We start from the raw sequence: 21161 nt of genomic DNA, 5'->3' as shown, positions 1-21161 counted from the left end.
ATTCCACATCATGCAGAAAAATTTTGCATTCTGAAATCGATTCATTAACTACACTTATTAGAGATAAGGGGATTCATTATAAATAATGTTGTATATAACCTTTAAACTGTTAGCAGGATTCATCATTTTATTTATCATTATCCGTTTTGTCGGACGGAAAATTATCAATCAAATCACACCTTTTACGTTTATTGGCTCCATTGTCATTGGAGAGTTTTTAGGAAATGCTGTATATGAAGAACATGTCAGTGTTTTAGAAATTCTCTATTCCATTAGCTTGTGGGGACTAATGCTTTTTATAGTTGAATATCTGGAAAGAAAGTTCTTATTTTTTCGAGGTATTGTTCTAGGGAAACCTAGCGCACTAATCAAAAATGGCGTTATTGATCGAGAAGAATTAAAGAAATGCCGTATGAATTTGAACCAATTACAAAGCATGCTTAGACAAAATGAAACCTTTTCAGTACGTGAAGTTGCCTATTGCTATTTAGAGTCAAATGGTTCACTTAGTATTTTGAAGAAATCACAGTATCAAAAAACAAAAAAAGAGGATTTCACTCTCCCTGAAAAAGCTGTTCACGTTCCTGTTACCCTTATTCGTGATGGCAAAGTTTTAAAAGATGAACTAACGGATATTGGCTTTGATGAAACTTGGTTAAAAAAACAATTAGCAACACATAACATTTCAAAATATAAGGATGTCTTTTTAGCTGAATGGCTAGAAGGTGATGGTATTTTTGTTCAGAAGCTATAATGCCTTATGTTAAATTATTTTATTGTTTGGATTGATATTTATTTTTTTGTTAAGAATAGTAACAATAAATTCAAACAGAGGTGAATAATGATGATACAATTTGAATCACGTATCGAAGGTATAAAAACTGAATTTGGCTATATTCGAGATATATTCGAACCCTTTGGCTGCAGTTTCTGCTCTAATTTTGAATACCATGAAGGAAAATTCGATTCAATTCTCTATCGCAAAGATGGGGAAACCATTTACCTTCGAATTCCTTTTAAAGTGATAGATGGGGAATTAGATCATTATTCTGCATATATACAATTCGGAAGACCTTATGTGATTAAACATGTTGTAAATCTTGGGCTAGATTATGATGAAAACTCCTTAATGACTGTCTCAGCTGGACTGAGTCAATTTCAAGATCCTTTAGATAAGGATGGGGAAATTAGAGATAAGAGCAGATGGGTAAAAGCTGGCGAGGAGAAAATTGAACATATACTCAAATCAATGAAAGATGAATTAGTTTCATGAAAAACTGATGTAATAGAATAGCAATCCGAAACTACTTCTTATCATGAAGTGGTTTCGGTAACTTATTAAAAAACATTTAAAAATTTGGTACATATAGTTTTGAACAATACACATACTTAAATTATAAAGGAGGGATTTATATGCCTATCTTGGAAAATTGGCAAAATTGGACTTCATTCTTAGGGCAAAATTTAGATAAAGCTGAACATGCCGGTATGCCTAATAATGTAATCCAACAAGCAGCAGTACAAATCGGAGAGTACTTAGCAACTAATGTTGATCCAAAAAATGAACAACAGCGAGTACTTTCTGATATGTGGGGCGTTGCTTCGGAAAATGAAAAGGAAGCATTAGCGAGTTGTGTCATTAAATTAGTTCAAAATAAGAATCTTCAGTAAGAAATGAACTAACTCCGAATAGTGTACACTTAAAAAGTGACCTATTCGGAGTTTTTAAATGTCACTTTTAAAAATAGTCCGACGTAATCAAACGTATTTCAAGTTCTACAGTACAAGTTTCTATAATAGTGACGGCCCTTCTTTTCATCAGAATAAATGGAAAGAAGAGCCATTAGTAAATCAGAATCTCCAGTGAAGTTTCACTTTATAAAACAAGTTCTTCCGCTGGTTCACCATGGACATTTAAAATACGCACAATTTCTGGCTGTATCTGAATAAACACATAGTTTGGATCTTCTGGACCGTCGAACCATTGATTAAATGATTCTTCCCATAATTTCTCCTTTAAATCCTGAGATCTATTGATAGTGGCCGTACCAGAAATTTCAACATAAGCATCACTCTGTCCCTTATCTTCATACCCTAGTAATACTGAAACAGACGGATTTTTTTCGATTTCTTCTATTTTCTCAGTATCCATTTTCGTTGGTGTAAACAACGTTAAGTTTTCACTGTAAAACGTCATATATCGTGAATGAGGCTTATTATTTTCAACCGATGAAAGAACACCCTTTTTATGCTCAGAAATAATTTTAAGTACTTTTTCTTTTAAATCTTGATTGTTCATTGCTTTTACTCCTTTTCTAATTTATGCCTAACTTAACTTTCCTCATAAATATGTTAATTATACGGTCCGAAATTATCTTCTAGATTTTATGTACCTTCTAGTTTAAACCTAGTTATTCTCAGGAATAATAAAGGGGAGGTTAATTTTCCTTCCCCTTTAAATCTTTAGCGACGATGTTCGACTAAATCGATTGCACCTAATACAATATGTGCCAATCCAAAACCAATAATCGAACCTTTGATTAACGGTTTAATGTTTTTATTGTTCCGTAATGCTACACCTGTTGTTGTTACAGCTGTTCCGAGGACTGCAGGGATTAATCCTTCACGTACGTTATTCATAAAAACACTCCTATCGTTTATTGCTAAGATTCCATTTTATCTTTTGCATTTAGTTCACTTTAATACTAACTAATATTACCTAGCCTGGACAATTCGTTAAAATTATGAAAAGGTATAAATTTTAATTGATAAATTATTTTTCCATATAAGAAAAGAGAAAGCCATGCATTCGCATGGCTTCAAGAACAATATGTGTTAATCTTTATCTTTGCCTTTTCCTTTACCTTTGTCTCTGTCACGATCTTTATTTACTTTTGTAAAATCGGCTTCCTCACCAAATTCAGTAGACAAATCCGGATTTCTTCTAAATTCACGATCTGTTTCATACTCTTCATCTTCCAGAGGAGCAAACAAAAGGGGTATACAAACTAAACCACTTAAACCTACAAGACCAAAAAGAGTTCTTGAAAAAAAGGCTGTTTGTCCTCCAAACATTGCTGTTACAAAGTCAAATCCAAAAAACCCAATAAGCCCCCAGTTAATAGCACCTATAATAACAAGAAATAATGCGATACGATTTAGTACTGACATGGATATTACACCTCCCTCATTTAGTTGTTAAGATGCCACCTTATCTTTTGCAGTATAAGATTTTTAATACTAAGCGAAGGAATATTCCCATTAAATATATTTTATCTTCATGCACATTAAACTTTTAATACAAGCCTAAAATAGATATAAAAAAATTCCTTATCAATTTTAAAATCGATAAGGAATTTTAGACGAATATAAATTTAATATTAAACTTGATGCCACGCCTAAGCTCTTGAATTTTTCTTTTTTAATTCACAATATTATGTTGCATTAAGTAACTATACGTTATATCGACAAACAAAAACTCCTGATTGTTTAATGCCATAGAATAGGTCCTAGTTAGTTCTCCTGTTCGGATATCACTATATACACTAGATAGATCGCCTTTTAAATTGTTGCGCAGCTTTATAATATTCAATAGAAAGTAAGGTCGCCAGCTCCAGTTTTTACCGATCGCTTCTTCCTCTATAATCCACTCACTATTTAGTCTCACAATATTAGGAGAAGTTTGAAAGCCTTCGTCGTTACAAATATATAGTCTAAAAGCATAATCCTCTAGTTTTTCACCTAGTTTAATAAGACTTTCGACATTTACACTTGTAGGATTTATTTGTTTTACCATTGCTATAATATTCTTTTGAAGCTTATTCATTTCTTCGTACTTTAACTCTAATACTTTTTTCTCCGTCGATATAAATTGCTGGCATTCGCTACGGAAGCGTGTCTTTAATGCGTCACGAGCAATAAATTGTTTGGATGGCTCTTCTAAATAGGAACCTTTAAAATATCGTGCTCCATTTTTCCACGCATAGTGCAGCTGATAGCTTGTTTTGATTTTATCAAACATTAATTCCGCACCCATTTTGACAGCGAGAGCCTGAATGGTTGTGAACATATGATTTTGAGTCCCCCAAGCATCGTAACCAAGACCATTTACTTCCATTATTAATACGGAGGGTTCTAAAAATAACATCTGATCCAACTTACTATCTGGACCAATATTAGCTAATACTGTTTTTACTCCATATGTTTTAATATAGTTAATTGGGTGACGTAGTTGATTGATATCCCCATTAAATTTTTGCATTGGAATTTCTAAATAAACATGAGATAAAAGACTTTCATCCACTAGATCTGTTAACAATTTAAAATACGCTTCGCCAAAGTCCATCATCAACAAATTCGGATTACATGGTATGTAAAGATTCGTTTCTTGCAATTCATCTGTTGATATTTTTAGCGCCTGTTTAATCATTAATAATTCGACTTCTGCACGAATATCAGCCGGAACCGTTTCATCATATGTAAATTCAACAATGTTGAAATTTTGATCATCTTTCATTAGTTGACCAATTACTTGGTAAGCCACAATCTCATGCTCATCTGCACTAAAAATTGGTTCAAATAATAGTTCAATCTCATCTAATCGATCGAGTAGTTCAAGAACGTCCATCAGTTTGGTCCCCCATTCTAACATGCTACCTTTATTATATCTTACATTTCAGTACCAGACACTGACACATTTTTTATACTTTGACTTTTGGTGAAAATTATTTTAAAAAAACAATCACCTCTCAAATTCAGCCTGTTTTTTTATTTAGCTTCACTGAGTTTCTTATTGAACTTAATACCCTTTACGTTCCTATTGCTTGATTTACAAAATTAGAATGCCTTGTTAGATTCCCCGGCCCTAATTAGGTACTAATAGAACAGTTCTAATCATATTCTTGAAAAAGAAAACAGGTAGAAGGAGTGTAAAGTTAGTTGAGAAAAGTTAAGGTTAGTTTACGGCCCATTGTAAGTAAGATAAATTTACCTACTGTTTTGAAAACAGCAATACTTCCGGGTGACTCAATCGAAAGATTATTTATTGCGACTCAGGTAGGAGAAATCTTTTACATAGGAAATGGAGTTATAAATACTTTTTTAGATATTCGCCCGCAAATCTTAAAACTAGGTACCTCTGAACAGGGTGTTTCGGGAAGTGGATATGATGAACGGGGATTGCTAGGACTAGCGTTTCATCCCCTGTTTTATTATAACGGTCTGTTTTATCTTCATTATTCAGTAGCTGGAACACAAGGTCCGGGTGCTCTTCCTAAACCTTTTAAACCTAACCCGTGTGATCCCACAACTTTAAACTTAAAATGGATAAATAGAGAAACTCAATATGATCATATTGATACAGTTGAAGAATGGATTTTACAACCGAATGGTCAACCTCAAAAAAGACGGACATTACTTAACATAAGAAGACCATTTTTTAATCATAATGGTGTCAATAGCTTAAACTTTTCACCTGAAACAGGAAAACTTGTTTTAACAACCGGAGACGGTGGATCGGGCTATGATCCATTCAACTTAAGCCAGGATGACATGGAAATTGCCGGTAAAATTATTGAAATTGATGTAGATAAAAATATATTTATCTATAATCCACCTGTAGTCACACGCTTTAATGAACTTCCCGTACCTATTCAGGAAACGCTTACGGTAATTGCCAAAGGGGTACGCAATATATCAGGCATTTCATTTCAAAGGTTTTATAATCAGTATATTAAATATGTGGGAAATGTTGGGCAGGATTTGGTAGAGTCAATTTTTTCATTTGTTCATTATAAACCAATACCGGTTACTCAGCTTATTCAAGCTTCTTTAATGAAATCTGAACCTGACCAAGATGGATTTATTAACTTTGGCTGGCGAGGGTGGGAAGGTGCTTTTCCTACTTCGATTATTAGGGAGTGCACTAAAAATCCTACTTTGGATGAGGAAATAGTTGCTTATTACAATGAAGCAGTAAAAACTTCATTCAGGCGTCTTCAGCCTTTAACTAGTTATTTTCATAAAGATCAAAGGCCCGATAAGTTTGGAGGAACTGCACTAACAGGAGTGCAAGCTTATATGGGGAATGGAATCCCCAATTTAACGGGAAATGTTGTGTTTATCGATCTTGCCAGGAATGAAGAATCGGAGCCTCCAATTAGAGGGGTTTTAGCTTATACCAATGTAAGAACAGATTGTAAACTAAATGATTTTAGTATTATTGAAACCGACTATGATTTTGGGTCTCAATCAGCTTATTATGTTACTTTGGGAACGAATCTGGATCAAACCAGACTATATTTAGGGGTTTATGGCTCTATGAAAGTAAATGATTTTAACCTAGGTACTATTTTGGAAATTGTTCCATAATTCATCACTATAAGATTCGACTTAATACCGATAAATCTCCTTTTTGGATTTAATTGAATCGAAATATTAAACAAACAAGAGAGCAATCATGCTCCCTTGTTTGTTTATTTTTTCGGATAATTAAAAGCCGAACACCTTGATTTCATCCGAAACATTTGTATGTGATTTGGAGAGTCACTTAGTTAAATGGTCTTTAATTTTTTTAAAAAGAATAAAGCTATCTCAACCCATAACCAGCTATAAAGGAAAGAAAATAAAAATATACTTCCTGCTATAAGAAATGAAAACGAATCGGATACGGCTGGACCAAGAACGGGAAAGTGGAAAACATAAAGTAGATTCATAATTCCTATTGTTAAAAGAATGGCACCAAGAGAAATAATGCTTAATCTCTTCTTGAAAAAGGAAAAAGCTGCGCCTATACCAATCCCTAACAACCCTGTTGTAAAAGGAAAAACCACTAGTTCACTTGGAAACAGAATGAATAGCAACAGGATGGTAAGAAAATAAGACATCACTCCCATCTGAAGGGAAAACATAGCACCAATCAGAATGGGTAAAGTGGCAAATGGGCTGATAAAATATCCGATTCCTAGTAAAAAGCCACCTGTTGCTTGAAGTACAGTAGCTATGCAGGCGAGAAAGCATCCTAAAACAAGCCTCTTCGCTTTTGTATGTTTGCGAAATTCTAATTGGGCAAATCTAACATCATCTGAAATTGGTTTTAAAAAACGCATCGGTCCACCTCATTCAAAACGTTTTTTAGATACAATACAACGCTACGTCCTCCAACAAAAAAAGTTTCTTTTTTCATCAGAACTTCTTATAAAAATAGTATTTTAACTATTAATATCTAATAAATTTTTTTAAATAACCTTTTTTCAATACTTAACTGACACACCATTTAGTACATAAAAAAATACCTAAATAAATTTGGTGTTCTTCCGATGAAGTATTTCTAAAAGAAAATGTAATACTTTATAGTATATGTCGTAAATAAAACAACTGTAATGATATTTGGTAAACTGTGCCTCTAGCCATCCATGAAGTGCAAAAAACACTCATTTTAGTCATAAAAAAACTGCACCCCCATAGATGTGTCTAACTATCGGGGTGCAGTTCAAACGTTATATCAACAACTGCTACTTTATTTAAAATTAAATAACCAAACCAACAATTATAGCCGTTAAGATACTAACAAGTGTGGCCCCATACAACAACTTTAAGCCAAAACGAGCAACTACATCCCCTTGCTTTGCATTCAACGCTTTTACTGCGCCGGAAATAATACCGATAGATGAAAAGTTTGCAAAGGATACAAGAAATACAGAAATAATGCCCAGTGTATGTGCACTCATAGACTTAGCTACTTCTCCAAGGCTCATCATTGCAACAAATTCATTCGTTACTAATTTGGTTGCCATAATTCCTCCGGCAGAAATAGCTTCTGCCCATGGTACACCCATTAGGAAAGCTATTGGTGCAAAGATATATCCCAATATTTCTTGGAAAGATATACCGATAACCATTTCAAATAGTGAATTGATTAAATCCATTAATGCTACGAAACCGATAAGCATAGCTCCAACAATGATGGCTACTTTAAATCCATCCATGATGTATTCTCCAACCATTTGAAAGAAAGTTTGCTTATGCTCATCTTCAATCGTTAAGATATCTTCGCTTTCTTCTACTGTATAGGGATTAATGATTGAGACAATAATAAATCCACCAAACAGATTCAATACAATCGCCGTTACAACATATTTTGGCTCAATCATAGTCATATATGCTCCAACAACTGACATAGAAACGGTCGACATTGCTGATGCGCATAATGTATACATTCGCTGCGGTGTAATCTTATCTAATTGTTTTTTTACCGTAATGAATACTTCAGATTGACCTACCATTGCAGAAGCAACAGCATTATATGATTCCAATTTCCCCATACCACTCACTTTACTTAAAAGTAAACCTATCCATTTCATGAGGAAAGGGAGAATTTTAAAATGCTGTAAGATCCCTATCAATACTGATATAAAGACAATCGGTAATAATACATTTAGAAAGAAGGAATACTCTCCTTTATTCGCTAAACCACCAAAAACAAATGTTACGCCCTTATTTGCATTAGACAATAAATGATCAAATATATTTGTTATTCCTTTGATTAAATCATAACCGAACTTTGTATTTAGCAGCAATGTTGCCAATAAAAATTGGATGATTAACATCATAATTATATTCTTATATTTTATTTCTTTTTTGTTTTTACTCATTAACAGAGCTAAACCAAAAACAAGTAGCAATCCACAAAAAGCTATTAAGTATCTCATAAGTTCCTCCATAAATATATATGATAATTTTTTTCTGAGTTTGATAACCAAAACTACAAAGCCATTTTCTTTCGTTTATTATGTACCAATATCAAAACTTGAAGAACAGCCATAGATATCTTAACAAGAAAATAAGTAGTCAGACGTCAGACAAACATTCTCACTACTATAACAGTTTTTTTACTAGCAATTCAATAGTAAATAGAAAAAAATTATGCTAGAAGTCATACGAGTACGACAAATACAGTATGCCCTATTTTGCACAACTAAAACTTAAAGACATTTCTAGAAAAAAAACCATTTTAAAAGACCAAGGATATTCTGATAGTACAAAGGAAGGAATACAGCGAACTGGGAGGATGATTTTTCGAAAAGTATTGGAGTTAGAGCTTATCAAGAAGGACCCAAGCAAGTTTGCCTATCTTAAAAAAGATAAAAAAACCATCAACTTGAGGAAGAAGAAGTTCCTAAATATTTGGAAAAGGAAGAACATGCACTGTTCTTAAAAACCGCTAAGAATGGAGGATTATCGCTAGATTACTTGATGTTCCTTATCCTATCCTATACAGGAATTCGTGTTGGCTGATGAACTCGTAGCCAAATCATGAATAGACTTGGCCATTCAGATAATCAAATCACCAAGAATGTCTATCTCCACGTGACAAAAGAAATAAAAAAAGAAGCTTCCCAAAAGTTTTCACAACTAATGAGAAGCCTCAATTATAATCCTTTATGTTAGCAAAATGTTAGCATTTCACTTTCACATTACATTCAAACCCTTATACATCAAGGGTTCGACATAGTAGTTCTCGGACTAAAAGCGCGACATCGTGTCGCAACGTCCGAGTGACCAACATCCTGTTGGCCCTACATCATACCGCCCATTCCGCCCATGTCAGGCATACCACCCATTGGTGCTGCTGGTTCTGGGATATCAGCCACTACTGCTTCTGTAGTTAAGAATAGAGCTGCTACAGATGCAGCGTTTTGAAGAGCTGAACGAGTTACTTTAGTTGGGTCAACGATACCAGTTTCGATCATGTTTACCCATTCACCGTTAGCAGCGTTGAAACCTGTGCCAACTTTTTCGCGTTTTAAGCGGTCAACGATGATTGAACCTTCAAGACCTGCGTTGTCTGCGATTTGACGAACTGGTTCTTCAAGTGCACGTAGAACGATTTTAACACCTGTTGCAATATCGCCAGTTTCAGCAGCGCCAACTTCTGCAACTTTGTTATATACGTTAACTAAAGCTACACCACCACCAGCAACAATACCTTCTTCTACTGCTGCACGAGTTGAGTTAAGAGCATCTTCAATACGTAATTTACGTTCTTTTAATTCTGTTTCAGTTGCAGCACCAACTTTGATTACTGCTACGCCACCTGCAAGTTTAGCAAGGCGTTCTTGTAATTTTTCTTTATCGAATTCAGATGTTGAATCTTCGTATTGAGCACGAATTTGTGCAACACGAGCTTCAATAACATCAGAGTTACCTGATCCTTCAACAACTGTAGTATGGTCTTTTGTAACAACTACTTTACCAGCATGACCAAGCATATCGATTGTAGTTTGTTTTAAATCTAAACCGATGTCTTCAGTAATTACTTGACCACCAGTTAAGATAGCGATATCCTCTAACATTGCTTTACGACGATCACCAAAGCCAGGAGCTTTAACAGCTACTGCATTGAATGTACCACGAAGTTTGTTTACTACTAATGTAGCTAGTGCTTCACCTTCTACATCTTCAGCAATGATTAATAATGGCTTACCTTGTTGAACAACTTGTTCAAGAACTGGTAAGATTTCTTGGATGTTAGAGATTTTTTTGTCAGTGATTAAGATGTATGGATTGTCCAAAACAGCTTCCATTTTATCTGTATCAGATACCATGTAGTGTGATTGGTAACCACGATCGAATTGCATACCTTCTACTACATCTAGTTCTGTAGTGAATCCTTTAGATTCTTCGATTGTGATAACTCCATCATTACCTACGCGTTCCATTGCTTCCGCAATTAGTTCGCCTACTTCATCATCAGCTGCAGAGATTGCTGCTACTTGAGCAATTGCTTCTTTGTTTTCTACTGGTTTAGAAATTGTTTGTAATTCAGTAATGGCAGCAACAACAGCTTTGTCAATACCTTTACGAATACCTACTGGGTTAGCACCAGCTGTAACGTTTTTCAAGCCTTCACGAATCATTGCTTGAGCTAATACAGTTGCAGTAGTAGTACCGTCACCAGCGATTTCGTTTGTTTTTGATGCAACTTCTGAAACTAGTTTTGCACCCATGTTTTCGTATGGATCTTCTAATTCGATTTCTTTAGCAATTGTCACACCATCATTAGTAATTAATGGAGAACCGAATTTTTTTTCAAGAACGACGTTACGTCCTTTAGGTCCTAATGTTACTTTTACAGCGTTAGCTAGTTTGTCCACACCTTTTAACATAGCGCTACGAGCGTCTTCACTAAAACGAATATCTTTTGCCATTTTGAAAAACCTCCTAATATTTTATCTATCTTTTTTCATTAACAGTCTAATTATTATTCAACGATTGCTAGAACGTCTGATTCACGCAGGATTAAGTATTCTTTACCTTCGAATTTAACTTCTGTTCCTGAATATTTAGAGAAGATGATGTTGTCCCCTTCACTAACATTAAGTGGAACCACATTACCACCATCAGTTAAGAATCCAGTACCAACTGCAACAACTTTACCTTCTTGAGGTTTCTCTTTTGCAGAGTCTGGTAGTACGATGCCGAATGCAGATTTTTCTTCAACTTCGACAACTTCGATAATAATACGATCGCCTAATGGTTTTAACAATTGAAACAACCTCCTAGAATTGTGAGTGAATTTATATATTATTAGCACTCCTCTGTATTGAGTGCTAACACAACTATTATATTAATGAATTCTAATTCTTTTTGCAAGTGAGAAGCGTAAAAAATTTTGTTTTTATTCGTATATATTTTACAATGAAATAAATCAAGTAATTAGAGAGGGTTCTGATATTGAAATCCAAAAAAACAGCGTTATATATTTTATTAGCTTATATTGTAATGCAGCTGTCCTCTTTCCTATTTTTACGACCTTTTTTCCGCTTTATCCAAGGACGTAATCCGGAAATGAGTAAACACGAGCTGATTTTAACTACCCAAGGTTGGTACATTTTTATTAGTATGGGGATTGCTCTTATAGCCTTCCTTATTTTAATTTCCCGTGATCAAAACTTTTGGAAGATTTATAAAGGTAGTAAAGCTTCCCTTCCTTCCTCTATTTTATGGGGGATTACGGGTTTCTTTATGGTATTTATTGGTCAATCTATTGGTTCAATGATTGAAAGTAGTTTAGGGATTCATCAAGGATCTCAGAACACTGCTAACCTTGTATCAATAGCGGATATTGCCCCAATTGCTATAATTGCAATTGTATTCATCGGACCAATTCTAGAAGAGATTGTATTCCGCCGCGTAATATTTGGTTCACTCGTACAAACTACTAATTTCTTTGTTGCAGCTCTAGTTAGTTCAATCGTTTTTGCGCTTATTCACCTAGATTTGCCGCACATCATAATATATGCAATCTCAGGCTTTATATTCGCATTCCTTTATCACAAAACGAAACGAATTATTACATCTATCATTGCTCATATGATGCTCAATGGTTTCGTAACGATCATCCAATTATACCAAGAACCTATTAAAAAATTTTTAGAACAATACCAATAATAAAGTGAAGCGCTCTTATTTAAATACGACGATCGATGGGTAAATCCTTTGATCCTCGGATAGCTATACAAGAAAGTAAGCTAATATATTATTCTCCAGATAATCAAAAAATCCTTCTACCTAATTGGTAGAAGGATTTTCTTCTATTGAACTTGCTGAAAGTTCCATTTGACGTTTTTGCTCAGCTTTCAGATATTTCCGATAACCAATTCGAGAGATAATAATACTAATCTCATATAAAAAACAAAGTGGAATAGACACTATAAATAGTGACATAACATCTGTTGGTGTAATAATATCTGAAACAACTAACAAGATAAAGTATGCATATTTACGAACTTTCGATAACATTTGTGGTGTTATAATCCCTAAACGGGTTAAAAATAACACTACTATAGGTAATTCAAAAACAATCCCAAAAGGCAGTGTGATTTGTATTAAAAATTGGAAATATTCATTAATTCCAATAGTTTGCTCTACATCTAACTGAGCAGACATATCTGCCATGAATTTAATCATGTATGGAAACAATACTTCGTAAGAGAACATGACACCGCCAACGAATAAAAGTACAATGTATGGAATATACCTTAATGTTGCTCCGCGCTCCTTAGCATATAAACCCGGACTAATAAAAGCCCAAAATTGATATAAGATGACAGGTGATGTCATTACAATTGCTAGTACAAAAATCACTTGAAAGTAGATGTTTACAGGATCAGTTATCTTAAATGAATGGAGCTGTAATTCTTTTGCTTCACTGCTTTGTTGTAAGAAATGGATTAATGGTTCCGCTAAAAAGAAACTGCCTATCACAGCAATCACAAAGAAAACGGCAACAATAATTAGCCGCTTTCTTAATTCTTCTATATGTTCCACTATAGTTAGTTCAGTATTATTCATTCAACTAACATCCTAACTTATTTATCTTCAGATTTTGTAGATTCAGATTCCTTTTTAGGAGTATCATCATCATCTGCTAATCCTTTTGTAGCATGTTTGAATTCACGGAGAGTAGAACCCATTGCTTTACCAAGCTCAGGTAATTTCTTCGGTCCGAAAATTAGGATGGCAACAATCCCAAGGATTACTGCAGTTCCAGCACTAATTCCCATTTAAGGCACCTCCTCATAAATGTGTTCTTATTTTAATTTTAACCTATAAAAATATTTTTGGCTATTTCTATTAGTAACTACATTTGTGAATATTTTAAGTCACAACTAATCGTTACGCATAAAATAACTTAAAGTTTGTAACTCAATTGTTAAATCGATTGTATGCACTCGAATATTATCTGGGACGTTTAATCGAACAGGCGTAAAGTTTAATATACCTTTCACACCCATATCCACTAGACGGTCTGTCATAAACTGTGCTGAACGTGCTGGTACAGTTAATATCGGTAGCTCTGCATTATATTCTGCAAATTTCTCCTCTAATAGATCAGGTTGAAAAACTGGAATATCATTTATATATGTACCTTCTGAGGTACCACTTGTATCAAACGCTACAACAATTTTCATATTATGATTTTTTTGAAAATTATACTTTAGCAAAGCACTTCCAAGGTTCCCTACTCCGATTATCGCTACATTCATTCGTTCATCTTGATCTAATATATGTCTAAAAACATTAAGTAAATATTGTACATCATATCCATATCCCTTTTTACCAAGGGCTCCAAAATGTGAAAAATCACGTCGAATAGTCGCTGAATCGATCTTCATTGCTTCACTTAGTTCCTTCGAAGATACTCTTTCTTGTCCAGCTTCTGCAAAACTTATAATGAAGCGATAGTAGAGAGGAAGCCTTTTTGTTGTAGCTTGTGGAATATTATTAGTAGTAGCTTTCACAATGTTTCCTCCTGCAATCATTCCGGAATCGTTTTCAATCTTACATGACGATTGACTATATGTAAAGCTATTCTACGTTGCACACATAAGTATCTTCCTATAAACTAGGATTGAACTGAGGTGTCTAATATGATCGTTTTACAGGTCAATCAATTATATAAATCCTATATTGCCGATGAAATTTTAAGCGGCGTTAAACTTGAAGTACAACACCGAGATCGTGTAGCACTCGTAGGTCGTAATGGTGCAGGTAAATCAACACTATTAAAAATAATTGCAGGGCAGCTATCGTACGATTCTGGTGATATCATCATGCCAAAAGATATTCGTTCAGGTTATCTAGACCAACATGCAGGACTAGAATCTACACTTACGATCTGGGAAGAAATGATGACGATTTTCGAACCATTTAAAAAACAAGAACTCAAACTTCGAAAACTAGAACAACAAATGGCTGATCCAACAATTTACGAAAATAAAGAAGCATATGCGAAAATTATGGCTGAATATGATCAGCTTCAACACGACTTTAAAGAGCAAGGTGGCTATCAATATGAAGCTGACACACGCTCAATTCTACACGGTATGCAATTTTATCCAGAAAGTTATGACCAGAAAATCTCTTCATTATCAGGTGGTCAAAGAACCCGTCTAGCACTTGCTAAGTTACTATTAAGCAAACCTGAACTGCTCATTCTCGATGAACCTACTAACCACCTAGATATTGAAACATTAAGCTGGCTTGAAAACTTCTTAAAGAATTATGATGGCGCTGTACTAATCGTATCACATGACCGCTATTTCTTGGACCAAGTTGTTTCGATTGTATATGAAGTTTCTCGTCATCATGTCACAAAATTCACAGGCAACTATAGTAATTATTTAGATCAGAAAGCAAAGAACTATGAACGAGACCGCAAATTATTTGAAAAACAACAGGGAGAAAAGGCGAAGCTTGAAGCTTTTATCCAAAAGAATATTGTTCGTGCTTCTACTACAAAAATGGCACAAAGTCGACGTAAAATCCTTGAAAAAACGGATTGGATGGACGCACCAGATGGTGATGAAAAATCTGCTACCTTCACTTTCAGTATAGAGCGCCAAAGTGGAAATGACGTTCTCTCTATCAATGATCTATCAATTGGCTATGAAGGAAAAGAAATTTCAAAGAATATTCAAATGCGTGTGTATCGACAAGATCGCATTGCTCTTGTCGGACCAAACGGTGTTGGTAAATCTACATTATTAAAAACAATTGTCAAAGATAAAAAAGCACTTGCAGGCGATGTTCATTATGGAACGAATGTACAAATTGGCTACTACGATCAAGAACTAGCTAAGTTAACGAGCAATAAAACAGTCTTAAAAGAACTTTGGGATGAATGGCCATTAATGAGTGAAAAAGATATTCGCACAGTACTTGGTCGCTTCCTCTTCTCAGGTGAAGATGTAGATAAGATTGTACACGATTTATCTGGTGGTGAAAAAGCACGTCTTTCATTAGCCAAATTAATGTTACAAAAATCGAACTTGCTTATTCTCGATGAACCAACAAACCATTTGGACTTAGATAGCAAAGAGGTATTAGAAAATGCTCTGATTGACTATCCAGGTACATTACTTTTCGTTTCACATGACCGCTACTTTATCAACCGTATAGCTACTAAAGTAATTGACCTATCCAATGATGGGACTACAGAATATCTTGGTGATTATGACTATTTTATTGAAAAGAAACAAGAACTCGAAGAAATTGCAGCAGAAAAGCTTTCAGTACTACCACAAGCCCAAGAAACAGTAGTTAAAAAACAAAAGAATACACAAATTGATAAAGAAGCAAAGAAAAAGGAACGAAAGATACGACGTCGTATTGAAGATATTGAGGCATCTATTGTTGATTTTGATAATCAAATTAAAGAAATAGAAGAAAAACTTTGTAATCCTGAAATCTTCCAAGATCACGAAAAAGTTATGGTACTTCAAACTAAACTAGATCAACTTAAAGAACAGCACGAAGAAATTGAATTTGAATGGATCGAATTAAACGAACAACTAGAAGAATTCGATTAACTTTTATTAAAAAATTGAGGTTATCATAAGGTATATATCATATTTATGATAATTCTTTATCTTTATCAAAGTACTCCCAAAAGATTTTATCCTATGCATTACTCACATTAAAGAGTCCCTATTAAATCGCTTTGTTAAAGGAATTGTCGAAAGGTAAATTTTCGACAATTCCTTTGTCGTTTATAGGGATTTCTTGTCTATATATAGGTCAATAATAAATTTTTAAGCAATTTCTTTCCACAGACTTATGCACAATTAGCACCCTTATATTTCAACTAACAACTGTACTTTTCCACATTATCCACAGTTTTTTTTATAGTTACGCACATATAAATGTGTAAAACTCACCACTAGATATTGAAAACGCACACTTTATCCACATTTTATCCACAAATTGTGGATTATTTATGAATTTTCTTATTATTCTGTCAACAGATGAGTTATTCTATACGTAACTTTTGGATAACTTAAACTTTAGTTTATTTAAACAAATATAAAGGGGCTACCATAAAAGTGTTGAAATCCACTTTTATGGTAGCCCCTTCATTGTATAACTCAACTATTCCAAGAAACTAACTCCATTCCTGGACGACCATTTAATGATAAATCACTACGCTTCCCAGCTTTGAACATAGATGTTCCCGCTGCTGCAATCATTGCTGCATTGTCTGTACATAATTTTAAAGGTGGTACATAGAAAGGTATCCCTTCTTTTTTAAAGGATTCCTCTAATGAAGAACGTAATCCTTTATTTGCTGAAACTCCACCTGCCGCAATGACTTGTTTGACCTTAAATTCACGTGCTGCCCGCAAAGTCTTTGCAGTTAATACTTCTACAACACTATCTTGGAAACCTTTTGCAACATGCATTGGGTTAATTTCTTCCCCGCGTTGATCTGCATTGTGTTTGTAATTAATAACAGCTGATTTTAATCCACTAAAGCTAAAATCATATGAATCATGCTCTAACCAAACACGTGGAAACTCAACTGCAGCATCACTTTCATGTGCTAATCGATCAATTTGTGGACCACCCGGATAAGGAATATTTAATACACGGGCCACCTTATCATAAGCTTCCCCAGCTGCATCATCACGTGTTTCTCCAATTAATTCAAATGATCCATCAGCCTTCATTAGAACAAGCTCTGTATGACCACCTGATACAACTAATGCTAACAATGGAAATTCCATTGGTTGAATTAATGCGTTTGCATAAATATGTCCTGCAATATGATGAACACCTACTAAAGGTAAATTATTTGCGAATGCAAATGCCTTAGCAGCATTAATACCTATTAATAATGCACCAACAAGACCAGGACCTTCCGTCACACAAACTGCATCTAAATCTTCTGGCTTCATATTTGCTTGTTGTAATGCTTCCTCAATAACAATTGTAACTTGCTCTACGTGATGACGAGAAGCGATTTCAGGTACAACACCGCCAAAACGTTTATGACTTTCTATTTGAGATGCAACCACATTGGAAACAATCTCATGTCCATTTTTTACAATGGAAGCAGCCGTTTCATCGCAACTACTTTCAATGCCTAATATATATAGATCTTTTTCCATTATAAATTCACCCACATGACAAGAGCGTCCTCTTGATTATCAGTATAGTAGCCTTTACGAATTCCGCCTTCTTGGAATCCAAGTTTTCGATACAAGTTTTGTGCAACAGTATTTGTTACACGTACTTCTAGACTCATGACGATAACTCCTTTTTCCTTTGCAATGCGTATTGCTTCACGCATCAGGCCTTCTCCTGTACCTCTTCCTCTACCAGCAGGAAGTACGGCTACATTCGTAATTTGACTTTCATCTAAAACAATCCACATTCCACAAAAGCCGATTATAGCATCTGTTTCGTCCACAGCAACAACATAAGTAGCTTGTGTATTGGTCGTCATTTCGTGATAAAAGGCATCCAGTGTCCAAGGTGTAGCAAAAACCGCTTCCTCAATACCGTGTACTGCCTCAACATCTGCAATAGTCATTTGTCGATACTTAATCATCGGCTCACCTATTGTTTACCCTTCTGTTCTTTCAACCAGTTTGCTTCAGCTTCGGCTAAACGACAATATGTTGGGACAAAAGTATGCGTAGCCTCTAAAGATGGTAACTCCTGTTGTTCCGCTAAATAAATAAGCTGTGCTGCATTTGGAAGATCCAGTGCATAAGGTGCTCGTAATGCATAGTCACCTAATTCTCCTTGAATTAAATCCCAGAAATTATCTACATCATGGCCCACAAACAACACTGGTTGTTCTAATTCTTTCAGTTGAGATAACAAGCCTACAATACTATAATGCCCATCTTCTACTATAGAAGTGAATTCTTTTGTTGCATCATATGCAGCAGCATATACATTTTGGCGTCTTGCATCTATTAAAGAACAAATAACACCTTTGTACATCTGAGCATTAGCAGCTAAAACTTGTAAGCTAGAAACACCAACTAAAGGCTTCTGTAAAGTCCAAGATAATGTTTTTGCAATCGTTACACCTATTCGTACACCTGTATATGACCCAGGTCCTTGACTTACTGCAATCGCATCAATATCTTTTGGAGACATATTCACTTTTTTAAAAATATACTCAATCGCTGGCATTACTCCTGCAGAATGATTTACTTTATTATTCGTTACTTCAGCTGTAAGTATTTGTCCATCTTTTACAATGGCTACAGCTAAAGGAGAATTTGCTGTATCTATCCCTAACCAGATCATTTCATTAACTCCTCACACAATCGTTCATAGCGCTTTCCGATTGGTTTCAATAAAAATCTTCTTGTATTTTCATCAACTCGTTGTATTTCAATTGCTAAACGATCTGAAGGAAGGTCTTGTTCTATTAAGTGCGCCCATTCCACAACAGATACTGCATCACCATAGAAAATTTCATCCCATCCGAGATCTTCATCGCTATCTGCAAGACGATATACATCTAAATGATTAAAGGGTAATCTCCCTTCATATTGCTTTAAAATAGTGAACGTTGGGCTATTGACTGTTCTCGTAATACCTAGGCCTCTTGCTAAGCCTTGGGTAAAAGTTGTCTTACCAGCACCAAGATCTCCCTCAAGAGTAATTGTATCCTGTGCCTCTAGTAAATTAGCTAGTTCCAACGCTAATTGGTTTGTTTCCTCTAAAGAAGCAACGGTTATTTCCATTGTCATTGTCTTCGTCCTCTCAAATTCACATTACTTATAGTTTACCTAAAGCATTAAAAATGTTCAAAGTGAACGAGTTGAATATCGAGACATAAAAAAATAACACAGCCTCTTTAGCTGTGTTTGCATTCAAATTAATAATGGCGGTCCGGACGGGACTCGAACCCGCGACCTCCTGCGTGACAGGCAGGCATTCTAACCAGCTGAACTACCGGACCATTTATTTTAGACAAGATTTATTCTATCAAATATATGAAATTATGACAATACTTTTATATAAAAATATCTTATGAAATTTATATTAAATACTTTTTATTGAGTTTATTATAATTATCTAATAGTAATCTCAATTCATTCAGTTTTCGCTATTTTCGTTAGGCTTTCCAACACTTATTTCTAGCAGAATTCCTATCGAGCGATAACATTTAAATACCATTTTTAGTACATTTACCTAAATATATTTTTAACCTATAATTTAACTAAAGGGTTATTTTACAAAGATATTAGATAGAAGCAACAAGAAGAAATCACAAGGTAATTACTTTAACCATTTTAACATCTTGTATAAGCCCTGATGAATAAAGAACAGTAAGGAGTGCATCATGAAAGATTCAACTAAGAGAAAGTTACAGTCGGAAAATATCCTTAATTCTCAGGGTATACCACTTAACGCTCACCTGCCGGAAATACTCGACGACAGAGAAGCTATCCTAAAAGCAAAAGAGGAAATTATCGATCGGGCATTTGCACTTGCCATCGTCTCAGGAAAGGCAATGGGTGGCTCAAAAAAGAAAGTAAAAGAGTTTATACAACGCTACGGCGCTGATGCTTTCTTCACCCGTAAGGAGCAAATATTTATATCTTCTCTATTTACAAAGAAACAGGATAAGATTAATTTCACCTGGAAGCTTGAAAGTTTATGGGTGCTGCTTTGGTCATTGGGATTAATCTCAGATTTGGGGAGCCCAAAGAATCTTTGCAACGTAGACCTCACCTTTGAAACCATCTTAGGTTTCAAGAAAGAAGAGTTACTTACAAAAGTCCAATTGAAAACACTTCCTGAAGTACTTGATGAACTGGATATTGTATATCGGATGCACTGGGCTGTAAGAGAAGCTCATCTGAAAAGCTTTGAAATTCCTCCCCAACTAGATCCAGGAGTTGTCATGGAAAGACATTATGCATTGAATTGGCTGATTGGGAAAGATGACTGGGATGACGTATCAACAAATACATAATACTGTTTTATTAGGAATTTGTATTAACCTTTATATTTATAACATTTTTTCTATAAAAAAAGGTACTACTGATAAAATCAGCAGTACCTTAGTAAGCCTAGCAACGTCCTACTCTCGCAGGGGGACAGCCCCCAACTACCATTGGCGCTAAAGAGCTTAACTTCTGTGTTCGGCATGGGAACAGGTGTGACCTCTTTGCCATCATTACTAGACTTTCGATTTACAATATACTTCGCATTACTTCGTCAACTTCACTCTTTCGAATCCTCATGTACATAAGTACATTCCGGTTCTCACTCGTTCGTTTCCTCGTACTGCTCGCATCTTGAAAATCTCAAATATAGAAAGAATTATTCTTTCAAAACTGGATAAA

At 34.8% G+C, this 21161-nt stretch carries 22 protein-coding genes, 1 tRNA gene and 1 rRNA gene; 7 read left to right on the top strand and 17 right to left on the bottom strand.

Annotation, left to right across the window (positions count from 1 at the left end):
* Nucleotides 1-85 precede the first annotated feature (85 nt).
* From ABE048_RS05065 to ABE048_RS05055, 3 genes are all read left to right on the top strand, one after another.
* The gene (locus ABE048_RS05065) at nucleotides 86-754 is read left to right on the top strand and encodes a DUF421 domain-containing protein (protein WP_430309612.1); all 669 of its coding nucleotides are present in this window, start codon (nucleotides 86-88) and stop codon (nucleotides 752-754) included.
* A gap of 87 nt (nucleotides 755-841) precedes the next feature.
* Nucleotides 842-1273 (top strand): YugN family protein, encoded by a 432-nt coding sequence (locus ABE048_RS05060; protein ID WP_430309611.1) that lies wholly within the window; start codon nucleotides 842-844, stop codon nucleotides 1271-1273.
* Nucleotides 1274-1413: 140 nt separating this feature from the next.
* Nucleotides 1414-1671, top strand: a complete 258-nt coding sequence (locus ABE048_RS05055; RefSeq protein ID WP_430309610.1) for a DUF3243 domain-containing protein — start codon at nucleotides 1414-1416, stop codon at nucleotides 1669-1671.
* Between the two features lie 205 nt (nucleotides 1672-1876).
* Here the strand turns inward: ABE048_RS05055 and ABE048_RS05050 are convergent, their stop codons facing one another.
* The 4 genes from ABE048_RS05050 to ABE048_RS05035 form a co-directional block, all read right to left on the bottom strand.
* The gene (locus ABE048_RS05050) at nucleotides 1877-2299 is read right to left on the bottom strand and encodes a pyridoxamine 5'-phosphate oxidase family protein (protein WP_430309609.1); all 423 of its coding nucleotides are present in this window, start codon (nucleotides 2297-2299) and stop codon (nucleotides 1877-1879) included.
* 164 nt (nucleotides 2300-2463) lie between these two features.
* Nucleotides 2464-2640, bottom strand: a complete 177-nt coding sequence (locus ABE048_RS05045; protein WP_430309607.1) for an asparagine synthase — start codon at nucleotides 2638-2640, stop codon at nucleotides 2464-2466.
* Nucleotides 2641-2835: 195 nt separating this feature from the next.
* The gene (locus ABE048_RS05040; RefSeq protein ID WP_430309606.1) at nucleotides 2836-3171 is read right to left on the bottom strand and encodes a DUF378 domain-containing protein; all 336 of its coding nucleotides are present in this window, start codon (nucleotides 3169-3171) and stop codon (nucleotides 2836-2838) included.
* Nucleotides 3172-3421: 250 nt separating this feature from the next.
* A complete protein-coding gene (locus ABE048_RS05035; protein ID WP_430309604.1) occupies nucleotides 3422-4627 on the bottom strand; it encodes an EAL-associated domain-containing protein in 1206 nt (401 codons plus the stop codon).
* Between the two features lie 311 nt (nucleotides 4628-4938).
* On the opposite strand from ABE048_RS05035, the gene ABE048_RS05030 reads away from it, so the two are divergent.
* Nucleotides 4939-6369 carry a PQQ-dependent sugar dehydrogenase gene (locus tag ABE048_RS05030; protein WP_430309603.1) on the top strand — a complete coding sequence of 477 codons (1431 nt, stop codon included), beginning with the start codon at nucleotides 4939-4941 and terminating at the stop codon, nucleotides 6367-6369.
* Nucleotides 6370-6551: 182 nt separating this feature from the next.
* Here the strand turns inward: ABE048_RS05030 and ABE048_RS05025 are convergent, their stop codons facing one another.
* The 4 genes from ABE048_RS05025 to groES form a co-directional block, all read right to left on the bottom strand.
* Nucleotides 6552-7106: a hypothetical protein gene (locus tag ABE048_RS05025; RefSeq protein ID WP_430309602.1), complete on the bottom strand. Its 555-nt coding sequence runs from the start codon at nucleotides 7104-7106 to the stop codon at nucleotides 6552-6554.
* A gap of 420 nt (nucleotides 7107-7526) precedes the next feature.
* On the bottom strand, nucleotides 7527-8708 hold the full coding sequence (locus ABE048_RS05020; protein WP_430309601.1) for a NupC/NupG family nucleoside CNT transporter: 1182 nt from the start codon (nucleotides 8706-8708) through the stop codon (nucleotides 7527-7529).
* Between the two features lie 867 nt (nucleotides 8709-9575).
* Nucleotides 9576-11207 carry a chaperonin GroEL gene (groL, locus tag ABE048_RS05015; RefSeq protein WP_430309599.1) on the bottom strand — a complete coding sequence of 544 codons (1632 nt, stop codon included), beginning with the start codon at nucleotides 11205-11207 and terminating at the stop codon, nucleotides 9576-9578.
* A 53-nt stretch (nucleotides 11208-11260) separates the two neighbouring features.
* Nucleotides 11261-11545, bottom strand: coding sequence for a co-chaperone GroES (groES, locus tag ABE048_RS05010; protein WP_430309598.1), 285 nt, complete (start codon nucleotides 11543-11545; stop codon nucleotides 11261-11263).
* A gap of 188 nt (nucleotides 11546-11733) precedes the next feature.
* Between groES and ABE048_RS05005 the strand changes: the two genes are divergently transcribed.
* Entirely contained in the window at nucleotides 11734-12450 is a 717-nt protein-coding gene (locus ABE048_RS05005) for a CPBP family intramembrane glutamic endopeptidase (RefSeq protein ID WP_430309596.1), read from the top strand.
* A 120-nt stretch (nucleotides 12451-12570) separates the two neighbouring features.
* On the opposite strand, the gene tatC is transcribed toward ABE048_RS05005, so the two are convergent.
* The 3 genes from tatC to ABE048_RS04990 all read right to left on the bottom strand — a co-directional run bounded on the left by tatC (nucleotide 12571) and on the right by ABE048_RS04990 (nucleotide 14303).
* Nucleotides 12571-13353, bottom strand: a complete 783-nt coding sequence (gene tatC / locus ABE048_RS05000; protein ID WP_430309594.1) for a twin-arginine translocase subunit TatC — start codon at nucleotides 13351-13353, stop codon at nucleotides 12571-12573.
* Between the two features lie 17 nt (nucleotides 13354-13370).
* On the bottom strand, nucleotides 13371-13565 hold the full coding sequence (locus ABE048_RS04995) for a twin-arginine translocase TatA/TatE family subunit (RefSeq protein ID WP_430309593.1): 195 nt from the start codon (nucleotides 13563-13565) through the stop codon (nucleotides 13371-13373).
* A gap of 105 nt (nucleotides 13566-13670) precedes the next feature.
* Nucleotides 13671-14303 (bottom strand): redox-sensing transcriptional repressor Rex, encoded by a 633-nt coding sequence (locus ABE048_RS04990; RefSeq protein ID WP_430309592.1) that lies wholly within the window; start codon nucleotides 14301-14303, stop codon nucleotides 13671-13673.
* Nucleotides 14304-14432: 129 nt separating this feature from the next.
* On the opposite strand from ABE048_RS04990, the gene ABE048_RS04985 reads away from it, so the two are divergent.
* A complete protein-coding gene (locus tag ABE048_RS04985) occupies nucleotides 14433-16373 on the top strand; it encodes an ABC-F family ATP-binding cassette domain-containing protein (RefSeq protein WP_430309591.1) in 1941 nt (646 codons plus the stop codon).
* A gap of 555 nt (nucleotides 16374-16928) precedes the next feature.
* Here ABE048_RS04985 and tsaD read toward each other — a convergent pair.
* The 5 genes from tsaD to ABE048_RS04960 all read right to left on the bottom strand — a co-directional run bounded on the left by tsaD (nucleotide 16929) and on the right by ABE048_RS04960 (nucleotide 19768).
* Nucleotides 16929-17951 (bottom strand): tRNA (adenosine(37)-N6)-threonylcarbamoyltransferase complex transferase subunit TsaD, encoded by a 1023-nt coding sequence (tsaD, locus tag ABE048_RS04980; protein ID WP_430309589.1) that lies wholly within the window; start codon nucleotides 17949-17951, stop codon nucleotides 16929-16931.
* A complete protein-coding gene (gene rimI, locus ABE048_RS04975; protein ID WP_430309587.1) occupies nucleotides 17951-18394 on the bottom strand; it encodes a ribosomal protein S18-alanine N-acetyltransferase in 444 nt (147 codons plus the stop codon). The genes tsaD and rimI overlap by 1 nt, the downstream gene beginning before the upstream one ends.
* A gap of 8 nt (nucleotides 18395-18402) precedes the next feature.
* Nucleotides 18403-19107: a tRNA (adenosine(37)-N6)-threonylcarbamoyltransferase complex dimerization subunit type 1 TsaB gene (tsaB, locus tag ABE048_RS04970; protein ID WP_430309586.1), complete on the bottom strand. Its 705-nt coding sequence runs from the start codon at nucleotides 19105-19107 to the stop codon at nucleotides 18403-18405.
* Nucleotides 19104-19556 (bottom strand): tRNA (adenosine(37)-N6)-threonylcarbamoyltransferase complex ATPase subunit type 1 TsaE, encoded by a 453-nt coding sequence (gene tsaE / locus ABE048_RS04965; RefSeq protein WP_430309584.1) that lies wholly within the window; start codon nucleotides 19554-19556, stop codon nucleotides 19104-19106. The genes tsaB and tsaE overlap by 4 nt, the downstream gene beginning before the upstream one ends.
* A gap of 135 nt (nucleotides 19557-19691) precedes the next feature.
* Nucleotides 19692-19768: transfer RNA gene (locus ABE048_RS04960), tRNA-Asp, on the bottom strand.
* A gap of 384 nt (nucleotides 19769-20152) precedes the next feature.
* Between ABE048_RS04960 and ABE048_RS04955 the strand changes: the two genes are divergently transcribed.
* Nucleotides 20153-20788 (top strand): DUF4272 domain-containing protein, encoded by a 636-nt coding sequence (locus ABE048_RS04955; protein ID WP_430309582.1) that lies wholly within the window; start codon nucleotides 20153-20155, stop codon nucleotides 20786-20788.
* Between the two features lie 95 nt (nucleotides 20789-20883).
* Here the strand turns inward: ABE048_RS04955 and rrf are convergent.
* Nucleotides 20884-21000 (bottom strand): 5S ribosomal RNA (rrf, locus tag ABE048_RS04950).
* Nucleotides 21001-21161 lie beyond the last annotated feature (161 nt).

Source organism: Rummeliibacillus pycnus, assembly GCF_050459865.1.
GTDB lineage: Bacteria > Bacillota > Bacilli > Bacillales_A > Planococcaceae > Rummeliibacillus > Rummeliibacillus pycnus_B.
The sequence above is the reverse complement of the archived record's forward strand: the minus strand, read 5'-3'. Positions and strand labels throughout refer to the sequence as shown.

Excerpts from the sequence above, each read along its gene's own strand:
- ABE048_RS05065 (WP_430309612.1), top strand. The coding sequence starts at position 86 with ATGTTGTATATAACCTTTAAACTGTTAGCAGGATTCATCATTTTATTT.
- ABE048_RS05060 (WP_430309611.1), top strand. The coding sequence starts at position 842 with ATGATGATACAATTTGAATCACGTATCGAAGGTATAAAAACTGAATTT.
- ABE048_RS05055 (WP_430309610.1), top strand. The coding sequence starts at position 1,414 with ATGCCTATCTTGGAAAATTGGCAAAATTGGACTTCATTCTTAGGGCAA.
- ABE048_RS05050 (WP_430309609.1), bottom strand. The coding sequence starts at position 2,299 with ATGAACAATCAAGATTTAAAAGAAAAAGTACTTAAAATTATTTCTGAG.
- ABE048_RS05045 (WP_430309607.1), bottom strand. The coding sequence starts at position 2,640 with ATGAATAACGTACGTGAAGGATTAATCCCTGCAGTCCTCGGAACAGCT.
- ABE048_RS05040 (WP_430309606.1), bottom strand. The coding sequence starts at position 3,171 with ATGTCAGTACTAAATCGTATCGCATTATTTCTTGTTATTATAGGTGCT.
- ABE048_RS05035 (WP_430309604.1), bottom strand. The coding sequence starts at position 4,627 with ATGGACGTTCTTGAACTACTCGATCGATTAGATGAGATTGAACTATTA.
- ABE048_RS05025 (WP_430309602.1), bottom strand. The coding sequence starts at position 7,106 with ATGCGTTTTTTAAAACCAATTTCAGATGATGTTAGATTTGCCCAATTA.
- ABE048_RS05020 (WP_430309601.1), bottom strand. The coding sequence starts at position 8,708 with ATGAGATACTTAATAGCTTTTTGTGGATTGCTACTTGTTTTTGGTTTA.
- groL (WP_430309599.1), bottom strand. The coding sequence starts at position 11,207 with ATGGCAAAAGATATTCGTTTTAGTGAAGACGCTCGTAGCGCTATGTTA.
- tatC (WP_430309594.1), bottom strand. The coding sequence starts at position 13,353 with ATGAATAATACTGAACTAACTATAGTGGAACATATAGAAGAATTAAGA.
- ABE048_RS04995 (WP_430309593.1), bottom strand. The coding sequence starts at position 13,565 with ATGGGAATTAGTGCTGGAACTGCAGTAATCCTTGGGATTGTTGCCATC.
- ABE048_RS04985 (WP_430309591.1), top strand. The coding sequence starts at position 14,433 with ATGATCGTTTTACAGGTCAATCAATTATATAAATCCTATATTGCCGAT.
- tsaD (WP_430309589.1), bottom strand. The coding sequence starts at position 17,951 with ATGGAAAAAGATCTATATATATTAGGCATTGAAAGTAGTTGCGATGAA.
- rimI (WP_430309587.1), bottom strand. The coding sequence starts at position 18,394 with ATGATTAAGTATCGACAAATGACTATTGCAGATGTTGAGGCAGTACAC.
- tsaB (WP_430309586.1), bottom strand. The coding sequence starts at position 19,107 with ATGATCTGGTTAGGGATAGATACAGCAAATTCTCCTTTAGCTGTAGCC.
- tsaE (WP_430309584.1), bottom strand. The coding sequence starts at position 19,556 with ATGACAATGGAAATAACCGTTGCTTCTTTAGAGGAAACAAACCAATTA.
- ABE048_RS04955 (WP_430309582.1), top strand. The coding sequence starts at position 20,153 with ATGAAAGATTCAACTAAGAGAAAGTTACAGTCGGAAAATATCCTTAAT.